Source organism: Nostoc sp. DSM 114160 (genome assembly GCF_053470305.1).
In genome coordinates, this window is record NZ_JBPFGO010000001.1 from 1,871,623 (window position 1) to 1,884,835 (window position 13,213).

A 13,213-nucleotide genomic window follows, 5' to 3' on the forward strand; every position below is an offset into this window, starting at 1 on the left:
TATAGAGTTCCCTAAACGGCATTGTGTTTGAACAACATCAACAGTTTTAGTTGTCATCTTGGTGTGGCTTTCTAAAAACGAAATTTGCCGCAGGCATTGCAATGGCTGGAACTTCAGTTTGTGCCCCACAGGTTAAATATGGTTGTACATGGGTTGGTTGAGCCGCAATTAACTCAATTTTGCCCTGGGTGTTCCGATGCCAGGAAGTAGCTTGGACAAGAACCTTTGAAGATTCAGGTATTTGTGCTGTGACTTCCCCAGTTTTGCGATATTCAGAGATATCGCGGACATCAGACCCAAGTGCTTAGGCGTAGCCCGTCGTAGACATCGCTTGTCACATCTTGATTGGGATTTTGCGGCACACCACCCCGTCCCGTTGCCACAAATCGACTGCCTTGGTTTGCAGAACAACCACTGGCTATTTGTTGCGATGGATCGGTTACATTGGTTGGTAATTGAACTAACCCAGAGTTTGGATCGACACCAAAATTATTGATTTGAACGGTACCGCTAACCCCAAATTGAGAACTAGCGGTAATGTCATTTTCGGGAGTGAGTTGGGGACGGAACTTGAGTCCGATAATCCCTTGGGTTGCGATTTGAATATTGCCACCCTTTCCTTTCACAGCATTGGCAATAATGTCACTATTTTCTAAACCCACAATGTTGGGAGCATTAATCGCAATATTGCCACCATTACCACTGCTACCTGCTTCTGCACTGATAAAGCTGCCATGACGCATCAGTAGTAGATCCCGCAGTTGTAAATTAGTGTTACCACCACCGCCTGCTTTTGTGGATGCTGAAATACTGGCTCCATTGTCGAGTCGTAAAGTGTTCGCCTGAATGTTTAAAGTACCAGCTTTACCGGAGCCAAGGTTTTGGACAAAAACTGTTGCACCATTACTGATATTAAGAAGTGGGGTGTTAATCGTGCTGTTACCTGAAGTAGCGCTGGAAACTCCAAAAACAGGACGAACAGCAGTACCAATATAGCTGGAATTTGCTGCATCTTTGACACCATTCACATCAATCGATTCAGCCGCATTGATAGTCAGTGAACCCGCATTTCCTAAAACGATGCTAGAAGCTGACACTCTGCCGCCAGCTTGAACCGACAGCTTGCGGGTATCGATTTTCAAATCCCCTGCATTACCAAACCCGAATGTGGCAGTAGACAACAGACTAAAATAAAAACCCTTTGGCGCTCCCTCATTTGTCACCTGAATTGTATCTGCCTTGACGATCAGATCGCCGCCATTTCCTGAAGCGTAGGGTCTTGCTGCTATATTGCCGCCAGCTAAAATAGACAGGTTTTGAGTGGAGATGTTAACATTTCCACCTTTTCCAGCCCCATAGGAAGCAGCTAATATCTGGCTGACTGCTCGAAAAGGAGAAGGATCGCCAAATGCAAAACCATTCACCCGCATTTCATTAGTATTTATTGCAATATTGCCACCCGGTGCTGTGCTAAAGGTACGGTTTAAGATATACCCACCCCCGTCAATATTCAACTGTGGGGTGGTAATGATAATATTCCCTGCTGCACCTGGGGATATAGTTTCATTAATTAAACTGCTGGAACTTTTAAAATCAGGAGACTTGCCGATAATCTGGAGGGACTCTGTGGCATTGATTGCAATATCACCAGCAGTTTGATTGCTGCGATTTTGCACTAATATCAGCGAACCATCTCGGATGCTGACCTGTTTACCCTGAATTTGGATGGCTCCTCCCCTTTGCCCACTGAGGTCGCGTGTAGATGCTAAAGCTCGTTGAGTTATCTGAATATCGCCAAAACTCGCAGCATTTGGATAACTCAGTGCAAATCCTTCGGGGATGGAATTGAGGGCAACGCTTCCGTTAGTGATGCTACCTAATTCTATTTGCCCTCCTGGTGCGGAGAGCAATCCTCCATCTAAGGCAACATTCCCACCCAGCAATGCCAGTGTCTTTCCAGATTGCAACTGTAATCCTCTAGTACCGAGGTTTAATCCAGAAACCTGAAGTGAGTCGCCTAATTGGGCATTGTGTCCCGATCCTTGGACGGTAATGGCTCCTGGATTACTACCAAATTGTAAGCCAACTGGCGCATTGATCGTCAACAAAGGGGCTGGTGTCGTGTTGGTAGCACTAAACTCCACCCCGTCAGAGAACTTAATGCTGGTTGCAGTTGTACCAACAAACGATCCACCAATATTCAGTTGGGCATTGGCCCCAAACAAAATACCCGCAGGATTGAGCAGGAATAAATTGGCGCTACCGTTGGCACGGATTAATCCATCGATATTAGACGCACTACCACCTGTGACACGACTGAAGATATTTTGCACATCTGCGGCATTATTGAAGAAAGCCGAGCCGTTGGTAGGAATTGAGAATTGGCTGAAGCTGTGGAAGAGGTTGTTGCCAACTCGATTCCCGTTGTTGATGGTGAAGTTATTGCCACTTTGAGAGACAGTGGTGTTGAAGGTGCCATCAAGAGTTACTTGAGCGATCGCAAAGCCGCACCGAAGTGGCATTACTATTAATGGTACTATTCCACTACATAGAACTAACCAAAGAGGGGTCGTACTCATCACCAAGCCTTTATTGATACTTTGTATTTTAAAATACCCAAAAAAGCTCTACAAAGTACAATTAAAAACTTGATTAGCAGTCAGTTTTAAATCTGGAAAAGTAGGGGATATAATATGTTCCGAATTCCTAAATTGCGCTACTTGATATTCTTCATCAACGAGATGATAAATAGAAATGGTCGGCTGTTTAGGATTACCGATAAATTTTCTGGCTCCGAAAGCTGCATAATCAACAATCCAATATTCGGGAATCTTCATGACTTCATAATTCCCTAATTTGGTGTAATAATCGTCTTCCCAGTTTGTACTCACTACCTCGATAATTAAAGGAATTGATTGGCTTTGAGTCACGGTAGATTCTTTTTCCCACAATTCCTCGTTATGTAAATTAGCATCGTTGATTAAAACTACATCCGGTAAGTAACCAGATGATTTCCTTGGTGGTTTTACTAATGCTGTTTTGGGAATAAAATATGGTAATTGCAAGCGTTTATATTCAACGGTAATTTCTCCTGCTAAAAATCCCGTAACTTTCTCATGTTTTCCGCTTGGCTGAGACATTTCAACAATTATCCCATCGTGTAACTCATAACGCTTTCCAGCATTTTCTGGCAGCCATTCGATAAATTCTTCAAAGGTAAATAGTTGAGTTAAAGCTTGAGCCATATCAAAACCTCCGCTTTGACTTTAGCATTTTCAACATCGAGGCTGATTATTAGTTTGGCATTGCAGTGCAGGTTAAAGATGGTTGTACATGGGTTGGTTGAGCCGCAATTAATTCAATTTTGCCCTGGGCGTTGCGATACCAGACCAAGCCTTTATTTATACCTTGTATTTTAGGTTGCCCAAAACAGTATAGTTTTGAAACGCTCGCTTCAAAACGGGGAATAACGCAGTGAAAAGTACAAGCCATTTTCTTGGAGCGATCGCCTTTCCCCGTCCACTGAAATCAAAGGAATGCCCCAATCTATGCGGGCCAAGAAGTCATCACCCTGTTTCCATAACAGCCCCAACCCAGTACTAACAAGCGTACTCGGTGATGGATTTTCGCCTTTGGTATTCCAGCCTTTACCTACATCAATGAAGGGTGTCAGTTGCAGCACTCCGCCAATTTTGGCAGCGCGGACAATTGGGACTCGAAATTCCGCCGAAAATAACAAGCCATTATCTGTGAGTAATGCATCTTGGCGATAGCCCCGTACACTTAGCTGTCCACCTAGACCAAATTGCTCTAAAGGCACTAAGGAATCTGTTGCCAATTGGAAATCGCCCCTAGCTAAAAATAGAGTATCTGGTGCTAATTGCTGTACCCACTGCGCCTGTCCTCGCCAGGCGAAAAAGCGGCTATCTGGTTCATTCTCACTGATATTTGCATCGAACCAATCTACACCAAAACTCAATTGCGATCGCGCCGCAAAAACATACTGGTTGCTTCGCTGAGTATATTCTTGAAAAAAGCGCAGGGCAGAAATATTGGTTTTTCCGTTCGCATCTGCACCTGGGGAGAGGCGAAACGGCCCAATGTTATCAATACCCAACTCAGTTTGACTTTCCTGGCGCGAGAACGATAGCCCGACTGCCAACTCTTGGGTTGGTTTTTGGATCAGTGGTTGCCGATAGCCCAATTCGTAAGAGCGGGTATTTGACTGAATATCAAGGACACTGAATGGTTTTTCAATCACACGGTTCCATCCCTGGCTAAAACCGAAGGATACAGTGCCATTGTGGGCATTAATCGGCAGCGTGTAGTTGAGATCAATTGTATTACTGCCATCGGTATTGGCGTATCCCACACTCAGGGTATCGCCTAAGCCCAATAAATTGGCTTCTTGCAGATCCACTCCCCGGCGAAAACTGCCGACACTTGGCGATCGCCCATTATCCAGGCTTGCTGCCAGTTTAAAAGTTTCTGCTTCTTTAACCTCCACTTGCAACACATTGGTTCCCGGTTGCACGCCTGTCTGCAACTCGGCTGACAGGTTTTGAATCCGCGGATCGAGACGGAGTAGTTGCAGCTTTTCTATTAAGTGCGGTACATTTAAGGGTTTTCCCGCACCAAGTTTGATGCGATCGCGAATGTATTGAGTGTGTAATCGCCTATTACCGACAATCTTAATTTCTTGCAAACTACCCTCAATCACCTGAATTTTGATTGTTCCAGCTTCTATTGTCTGCGGTGCAATCAATGCGCCTGTGGTGACATAGCCGTTATCAGTGTAGAGTTTGGTGATGGCATCTTTAACTTGCAACAACTCTGAAAATGTCAGTTCCCGTCCCACAAAGGGATTTGTGACAGCGGCAAATTGTTCTGCTTTAAAAACTGTACTGCCCAAAACTTCAATGCGATCGACCCGAAATTTGGTATTAGGGTCATTCTGCTCCAGAATCGGCTGATTCGGTAGTTTTAGGGATGGAAGCAATTGATTTTCGTCTGGTGGCTTGGGTAGTACATCCGAGGGTAACGGAGTCTCAGGAAGATCGTCTAACTGACCCTGCGGGTAACGTCTGAGGTTCAGGAGTTTGGGCGATTGCATCCTGATAGTTACACAATATTGCGGCGATCGCAAAGCTGAGTGTTATAAATCCAGCAAAAATCCTCAGTTCGCCCACGAACTTGCTTACCTTTGGCTGATTTATAACCAAGGTTTTTTTAATCATTATTTGTAATTAAATAAATTAGGGATTAAATTCTTAATACTTTGGAAAGTATAAGTAAATAAGTGGTAAGTACTATATCTAACTTAAAAATTTTCCGAAAAGATCAGTAATATTACTAATTGTCAAAAAATAGTTCAGGAGGAGAGCCAGATACAATAAGGGTATTTTGCGCGAAAAAATGGATAAATTACTGCTTAAAAACAGCCACAAAATTTGAAATTTGGTGGTTTACAAAACACTTGCAGACTCACTACCGCTATAAGTAAGCAAGTTAGTAAGAACATCTTGATGCTGAATTCTACCTTTTATTCAATTAATTTGATATTTTTAATTATGCAAGTGTATCAAAATGATTGCACAATGTCCAAAGCAAAAGTCAGAGCGAAGATTTCCTCGGCTCTGAACTTTGTAAGAGAGTATTCTGATTTAAATTCCCTAACTTTACTTATAGGGATTCACTGTTAGCTGATAACTGTTAAGCATCATATTTCACTGACAAATTAAAATGTACTTATCCTGTTTCACTTTTGTGCAGTTTGATTCATGAGCTTTCAGAGGCTTTTTCATCTTTAGGATAAAGAGAGCGAATTAACTCCCGAATTACATCAGTTGCTGGTCTGCCAGTGGTTGAACAGTATTGTTCAAGCTTCTGTGCCTCGCCTGATGTGAGATTGATTGTAAGTCGTTTAACAGCCCATTTTTTATTCATGAACTAGACAAGGTATGTTTTTGAAACTACTTCTCTAATATCAATCATCTAAACTGCTCTTACAATGGTATAAGTAATGACATTTAGTTCAAGTAATCATGAAGTTAAATAGGATATTTTTCCCAGCAATAGCGAAAATATGAAGTATGTTCTAGATTATAAAGTTAAGCTACTTTCTAAGCAGTAATTATAAATAGGATGTAAAAATAATATTAAATAGATGAATACAAAATAAGTATTCTCACAGAACGTTGAAACGCAGAGGGACACAGAGTATAGCGCAAAGGAGCGCAAAGTAAGTTTTGAGTCTATTCGCTACGAAATCAGCGTTAGCTGTGCTTAGTTGGTTTTAATTGTTAACATTGATTCTGACTTTTGTTAGCGGATAGCTAAGGTTTAGCCCATTCTGACTTCTGAATTCTTCTTCAATAAGTCATGTGTTAATAATGTATCGGCAGCAGATTTAATTACATCAAATGACATTCCCGACTTTTCTGCAATATCTAATAAAGTATGCTGACCGTCAGATAAATTTAAAACCCATAGGATTGCCATTTCATTTAGCCCGCTATCTTTGTTACCACCAACTGCCCGATATATTCCTCTTTTACCTAACTGTGGCTCACATTTAGGATTTTGGTTGTAGTAGATTTCGTTGTTGTTGAGGATATGCAACATCGAATGACATTGAAAGAATGACTCGGCTAGATATTGGGGTTGAACGAAATTTAAATTGTCTGCTGAGGTATGGTATTCAGGAAAACTACCATGAGGCGATCGCATGAAGCAACCTACAGCTAAATTAAATCCAGGCGAGCAATATTGTCGCTCATCATAACCATAGGGGAAGAAATCTATAATTTTGTGATCTTGTTTGGAATTTTTGAGTACATAAGCAGCAACTTTATCGATTTCAGTGTTACCTCTACGGCTTTTTTTGTAAGTAAAGTTGCCTGCATCTCCTAAACAAGTTAATACCAAACCATGTTTAATGTTATTGACTTGAGCTTCATTGAGAGCCAACCATGTAATTGAGCCAATGGTTCCGGGAATCCAAAGAAATCTATAGGAATATCTTGGTGTAGTTTGACTTAAATATCTAGCCAGAAAAGTAGCGATCGCAATTCCCGAAAGATTATCATTACACAGTGAAGGATGACAGGCATGGCAAGAAATTAAAATTTCATCAGTACTGTCTCCTGGAATATAGTACTCCCCATAAGTCAGATAACCAGATTGCAAAGAAGAATCAATACATACTTCGTATTCTTCATCTTCTAGTTGCAAATACTGATTATGAGTCAGGCAAAAACCCCAACTTTCCTTGTAATATGAAGTTCGGTAAGGAATCCAATTAGGATAATCAACAAGTGTAAATAGATGTGATTTAAGTTCTGGAAGAGATATTTTTTGATGTATAGGAATACTATAGTTAACAACGTGCAAATTTGAATTAGTAAAATCTACAATCTTTTCACCTTGAGAGTTTTTAATATAGGCATCTTTAATATTCCACTCATTAGGAACTGTCCAATCAAATACTTCTGTTCCGGTTGGCACTTCATGAACTGACAAAGGAATATACTGCTGGAGAATTTTTAAAGTTTCTCTAAAACCATTACCTGTAATACTACGGCAAATGGGATATAAATCAGAAATTAGTTGGTAAATTTCTAGACTAATATCCTTTAAGTTCAAAGAATTTTTTAGCTCGACTAAATTAATATTCTGAATATCTGCAACCATAAATAGAATCCTTACTAACTTGTGTATCTAATCTTTTATCCTGAAATCAAGGGGTATCTTTATGTCTACACATAGTATCAATTGAGTTAGGGTTTAAATTTTCAACTCAAACTGTCTTTAATTTTGAATACTTTGACAAGCTCAGTACAAGTTTTGAATTTTGAATTTTTAATGATGTTTTGTATACCAATTTACAGTCAATTCCAAGCCCTTATTTAGAGGAATTGAAGGTTGCCAACCGAGTTTATCGTATGTATAAGTCGTATCAGCTACTCTTATTCTTTCCATCGGCCGCTCAGGTAAAGCACCAAATAGAGGCTGGATTTGAGGGTTAACCAGATTAATAAGCTGGGACACAACTGCATGAATGGGTACTAGTTCTCCCGAACCTAAGTCGAATGTACAACCCTCTATACTAGGAACTTGTGTTGCAGCCAGAAGTCCTGCAATTACGTCATCGATATAAATCCAATCAACTTGACGCTTTCCACTACTAAGTTTTGGAGCTTGCCCTTGCAACAAGGAAAGAATAACAGAAGGAATGATTTTATACACATTTTGTCCTGGCCCATAGGTCATAAAGGGTCTAACAAGAACTACAGGTGTCTGATAGAGTCGATGGAACATCCGACCATAAGTACTGCTAGCAAATTTCGCAATAGCGTAAGGAGAAGAAGGAACTACTTCAGGACGATCTTGTTCTGGTTCCTCTAAAGAAGCTATTAACACAATGCGACTACAACCAATTTCGGCAGCTACCGTCAATAAGTTAATAGTACTAGTCAGTAAACTGTGAAAGGTAGGCAATATGAACTCTAGATTCGGAACTGCTGTTACAAGACCGGATAAATGGAAGATGAGGGTCAGGTTTAATGCTGTGGAAAAGATTGTGAACAAACTTAATGTCTTCCATGTCACCCTGCCACCATCGCAAGCTGCGGATATCAGAAGGATGAAAACTGCGAGAAACAGCATGTACTTCTGCACCATCGTGGCATAAATGACGGACTAAATGAGATCCTAGAAATCCGCTAGCACCTGTAATTAGTATTGTTTGTCCAGACAATTTTTCAACAGAGTTCACCATTTATACAGACTGGAGTTGGGAAAACAAAAGTTATTCTACAAGAGATTGTTTGTTGTAGACAACAACAATGTGTCAGTAATCGGATAGAAGTCAGTGCCTCGTAAGAAGTCGCCTAAAGAAGTTCCTGTACAAGCTGAATCAATATTTGGCGCACCCTTTTGAGCTATGACATCATCAAAATGTACAGTTCTAAAGTCAATACTAAAACGGGTATATCCTGATGTGTTGGGAATAGTGGAGTGCATCTGCGCTCCTGAAAAGAGAATCATGCCACCGACTTGTGTAATTAACCGCAATTGCGGCTCCATTTCTAAAGTTTCTTCCGCATGGGGTTGCTTGCGCGTATCTGTTTGAATGTGCTGTGCCGCATTTTTGCGACTTTCTTTAATCCACTGAGCGTAGTTATAATCTCTTGAGGTATTCTTAACTGGTTGACTCCAGTAGCGCGGATGGAATGCCATTGCATTCTCTGGGGTAATATCATAGACGGGAATCCACCAGTTGATCTGGCACTGAGGAGCAGAGTACCAGGTGTCACGATGAGGATGGAAAGCGTAAGCAATGCCAGCAGTCAGATAGCGATCGCTGGTTGCTGTTCTCAGGCGAGGTACATCGAAATACGTTTTGTTCAAGTCACATCCACTTTCTTTCAAGATGCCTTGAATAAGTTGTTTAGATTCAGGGTGATGGATAAAAGCTGGCTTGAGTTGTGCTAAAATATCAACGTATTTCTCTACAGGCAAGCTATGTTGTGCTTCTCTGGGATCTAAAGGGGCAAATGCTTCTTCAACCATGCCACGAGCAAAATCACATAGAGCGATCGCACTGGCGCAAGGAGAAAAGACAAACATTTGTCCATTATAAAGATGCTTGCGTCTGATTTCATCACTAAAAATCGAATCAAAATAAATTGTACTCACTTCGCCCTCATTTGCTGTAACAAAGTTTGAACACAGTGTTAAGTATGAAAATCAAAATTTTTCAAATTTTGATTTTCTGTCTCTCTGTGCCTCTGTGCGTTCCTAATCCTATATTTACTCAGCAAGTATATATTTTTAAATTGCTCTTAAAAGTCTTACATTACCGTAGGCGTTACAATTTCTTTCGATTCAAATAAACTCCAAGCCCGATCTTTATCAGAAATTTCAGTCACAGATAGAGGCCATTCAATACCAAAAGCTGGGTCATCATAGCGATACCCGCCAGCATATTCTGGTGCATAAAAGTCACCCATTTGATACATCACCTCCGTCTCATCGCTGAGAGTTTGAAAACCGTGAGCACACCTATCTGGGATATAGAGAGCAAGACGATTTTCAGCAGTTAACTCTATACCAATATGAGATAAATAGCTAGGAGAATCTGGACGCAAATCGATAATTACATCATAAATAGCTCCCCTGATACAACGCACCAATTTTGTTTCCTGAGAAGGAGGCATTTGATAATGCATACCCCGCAATGTTCCTTTTTTATAGTTAAAAGATAAATTGCATTGGGCAATAGTAGGTTTTAAGCCACGATCTTGAAATTCCTGAGTACAGAAACTCCGAGCAAAAAAGCCCCGAATATCTTGGTGCAGTTCTAAATCAACAATAAATGCTTCTTTTATTTTAGTTTCAGTAAAGATCATAAATATTACAAATTATGAAAAGAAATTAAAATTCTTTCTAATTTTTTAGAAAAACATTTTTCGACAGTAAAATGCTTCAGCATATTTACTCGGTGAATTGGATTCAATCCCACGAATTCTGAGAATTGCACGAAAAGTCTCTTCTGTAAACCACTGCTTATTATTTTGGGTAGCAAACGCATCCAAAATATATTGAATTTTTCGATGGCAGAGTGTTTCATTTAAATGAACAAAGAAATTAGGAATACCCAAATCACCATCATATTTGGGTATTTCATATTCTAGAATTAAATGATTTCTAAAAGTATTCCAAGTCAAGTCAGAAATTAAGCGGTGATCTTGGTGGCGATCGTCTCGATGATGAGTAAAGATGATATCTGGTGAAAATTCTTGCTTCAACTGTTCAAAACATTCCTTTACCTCTATTCCTGCAAAAGGCAGAAAGCCATCTCGAAAATTTTTAATGATAATTTTCTTGATTGGGATTTCTTTTAAGAATAGATTAGCGCTTGCAGTTGCTTCTTCTGCTCTTTGTTCATTAGAACTAAAGACAACCCAATAGATAATAACATCTTGATAACTCTCTATCAGCTTTAAGATTGTGCCTCCACAACCAATCTCGATATCATCACAATGAGAACCGAGACAAAGAATTTTGTACTCAGATTCTTCTGTCTTATTCAACCTCAGTTGGATCATATATGGTCGACTTGTACTTGTTGATCTCCCCAAACTTCCCAAGGTCTTCTACCTTGAGCATACATATCATCCAACTGTTGTTTCTCTTTAAACGTATCCATTACTCCGAAAAAGCCAGTGTATTTATATGCAAAAAGTTCTTCTTTAGCAATCAATCTTTGAAAAGGCTCAAGGACAAGTTCTTCACCATAATTTATGTAGTTAAAAATCTCTTTTTTAAAGATAAAATATCCTCCATTAATCCAAATATCACATTGCTTTACATCTTGGATATTTTTTACCAAACCATCTTCTTGCATATCAACTAAGTGGAAAGTTTGGCTTGGGTCTGACACACAAAAAACTACCGATTTTATCACGCTGATAAAAATTATTGATATACGTTGGTAAATGTAAGTCTGTCAAACCATCACTGTAGTTAGCTAAAAATACTTCTTCTCCTTCTAGATACTTTTCTACTGCTTTGAATCTTTGACCAATGTTGGCAGTTAACCCTGTATCTACAAATGTGATATTCCAATCTTGAATATCTCGATTAAACAACTCAATTTTGCTTCCATTGGAAAGGCTAAAGTTATTAGAAAGCCATTCATTGTAATTCAAAAAATAGCTTTTAATTAGGTCAGACTTGTAACCAAGACATAAAATAAAATCCTTGTGCCCATAGTGAGCATAATATTTCATGACATGCCATAATATTGGCCGATAACCAATATTCACCATTGGCTTAGGAATACTTTCTGAATATTCTCTCATTCTGGCTCCTAAACCACCGCAAAATAAAACTACTTTCATGTCACTTACCCCTTTTTGACGAGCAAAAATATTAAATACTTAAGAGTAGACATTAACTTCCGGAATTGGTACAACAAATTGACCTCCCCAATCCCGAATGTAAGCCATTTGTGTCATAATTTCATTTTTCAGATTCCAGGGCAAAATTAGTATATAGTCAGGCTTGGTTTCGGCAATTTTGTCTGGATGAAAAATCGGAATATGAGTGCCTGGTAAAAATTGACCCTGTTTATAAGGATTGCGGTCTACTGTATAGTCAAGGAAATCTGTACGGATACCGCAATAGTTTAAGAGAGTATTTCCCTTACCTGGAGCACCGTAACCAACAATCCATTTTCCCTTTCGTTTAACTTCGATCAAAAAATCTAATAAGTTGCGTTTAGTTTCTTTAACTTTTTCTCCAAAGGAAAAATAGTATTCTAATTGCGTAAAACCAGCCGCTTCTTCTCGATTTTTCAGTTCTGATACTTGCTGAGTAACGGGTTTAGAAGAGTCTTCATTGTGGCGGGCATAAATTCTCAAAGAACCACCATGAGTAGTTAATTCTTCTACATCAAAAATTGTCAAACCGTGAGCAGCAAAAATCTTGTCTACGGTAAGAAAAGAAAAATAAGAGAAATGCTCGTGGTAAATAGTATCAAACTGATTTTCCTCGATTAACCGCATCAGGTGGGGAAACTCCATAGTAATTACACCATGCGGTTTGAGGATAATTTTCATCCCTTTGACAAAATCATTGAGATATGGTGTATGAGCAAGGACATTATTTCCGAGTAATAAATCTGCTTGTTTGCCCTTAGCGACTTGTTCTTTTGCTGTCTCCTGTCCAAAAAATTTGACAACTGTAGGAATACCTTTTTGAATTGCTACCTCAGCAACATTTGCTGCTGGTTCTATTCCCAGCGCCGGGATGTTTTTGGCAACAAAGTATTGCAGTAAGTAGCCATCATTGCTAGCAATTTCTATGACCTGACTTTCCTGGTTTAATTGGAAACGTTCTACTACTAAATCAACGTATTGTTTGGCGTGTTGTAACCAGCTATCAGAGTAGGAAGAGAAGTAAGCGTAGTCACTAAAAATATTTTCTGGACTAATGTATTCTTGGAGTTGAACTAAAAAACACTTCTCACAAACATAGACATGCAGAGGATAAAATGGCTCTACTTCATTGAGTTGTTTGAGACTACGATAACTTTCGCAGGGAGGAGACATACCTAAATCTACGAAGGTATGGTGTAAGCCTGTCCCACAGAATAGACAGTTACCAGTTATTAATTGATTATTTGTTGGCTGAAGTAAATTCATAA

The 13,213-nt window shown here is 39.6% G+C and carries 12 protein-coding genes and 1 pseudogene; all 13 read right to left on the reverse strand.

Going from position 1 to position 13,213, the window contains the following annotated elements; all coding sequences use genetic code 11:
• Positions 1-46 precede the first annotated feature (46 nt).
• A pseudogene (locus NSTCB13_RS08550) lies at positions 47-2,522 on the reverse strand (two-partner secretion domain-containing protein).
• A 105-nt stretch (positions 2,523-2,627) separates the two neighbouring features.
• Complete coding sequence (locus NSTCB13_RS08555) at positions 2,628-3,245, reverse strand: Uma2 family endonuclease (RefSeq protein WP_448271995.1); 618 nt, start codon at positions 3,243-3,245, stop codon at positions 2,628-2,630.
• A 209-nt stretch (positions 3,246-3,454) separates the two neighbouring features.
• Complete coding sequence (locus NSTCB13_RS08560; protein ID WP_448271996.1) at positions 3,455-5,113, reverse strand: ShlB/FhaC/HecB family hemolysin secretion/activation protein; 1,659 nt, start codon at positions 5,111-5,113, stop codon at positions 3,455-3,457.
• Positions 5,114-5,778: 665 nt separating this feature from the next.
• On the reverse strand, positions 5,779-5,946 hold the full coding sequence (locus tag NSTCB13_RS08565; RefSeq protein WP_322662451.1) for a CopG family transcriptional regulator: 168 nt from the start codon (positions 5,944-5,946) through the stop codon (positions 5,779-5,781).
• Positions 5,947-6,342: 396 nt separating this feature from the next.
• Positions 6,343-7,692: a DUF4910 domain-containing protein gene (locus NSTCB13_RS08570; RefSeq protein ID WP_448271997.1), complete on the reverse strand. Its 1,350-nt coding sequence runs from the start codon at positions 7,690-7,692 to the stop codon at positions 6,343-6,345.
• A gap of 168 nt (positions 7,693-7,860) precedes the next feature.
• On the reverse strand, positions 7,861-8,499 hold the full coding sequence (locus tag NSTCB13_RS08575) for an NAD-dependent epimerase/dehydratase family protein (RefSeq protein WP_448271998.1): 639 nt from the start codon (positions 8,497-8,499) through the stop codon (positions 7,861-7,863).
• A complete protein-coding gene (locus NSTCB13_RS08580) occupies positions 8,471-8,779 on the reverse strand; it encodes an NAD-dependent epimerase/dehydratase family protein (RefSeq protein ID WP_448271999.1) in 309 nt (102 codons plus the stop codon). The genes NSTCB13_RS08575 and NSTCB13_RS08580 overlap by 29 nt, the downstream gene beginning before the upstream one ends.
• A 35-nt stretch (positions 8,780-8,814) precedes the next feature.
• Positions 8,815-9,699 carry a hypothetical protein gene (locus NSTCB13_RS08585; RefSeq protein WP_448272001.1) on the reverse strand — a complete coding sequence of 295 codons (885 nt, stop codon included), beginning with the start codon at positions 9,697-9,699 and terminating at the stop codon, positions 8,815-8,817.
• Between the two features lie 155 nt (positions 9,700-9,854).
• Positions 9,855-10,412 carry a dTDP-4-dehydrorhamnose 3,5-epimerase gene (rfbC, locus tag NSTCB13_RS08590; RefSeq protein WP_445629171.1) on the reverse strand — a complete coding sequence of 186 codons (558 nt, stop codon included), beginning with the start codon at positions 10,410-10,412 and terminating at the stop codon, positions 9,855-9,857.
• A 45-nt stretch (positions 10,413-10,457) separates the two neighbouring features.
• Entirely contained in the window at positions 10,458-11,096 is a 639-nt protein-coding gene (locus tag NSTCB13_RS08595) for a PIG-L deacetylase family protein (RefSeq protein WP_448272002.1), read from the reverse strand.
• Positions 11,097-11,107: 11 nt separating this feature from the next.
• Entirely contained in the window at positions 11,108-11,410 is a 303-nt protein-coding gene (locus NSTCB13_RS08600) for a hypothetical protein (RefSeq protein ID WP_448272003.1), read from the reverse strand.
• A 1-nt stretch (position 11,411) separates the two neighbouring features.
• Positions 11,412-11,906 (reverse strand): sugar phosphate nucleotidyltransferase, encoded by a 495-nt coding sequence (locus NSTCB13_RS08605; RefSeq protein WP_448272004.1) that lies wholly within the window; start codon positions 11,904-11,906, stop codon positions 11,412-11,414.
• Between the two features lie 39 nt (positions 11,907-11,945).
• Positions 11,946-13,211: a methyltransferase domain-containing protein gene (locus NSTCB13_RS08610; RefSeq protein WP_448272005.1), complete on the reverse strand. Its 1,266-nt coding sequence runs from the start codon at positions 13,209-13,211 to the stop codon at positions 11,946-11,948.
• Positions 13,212-13,213 lie beyond the last annotated feature (2 nt).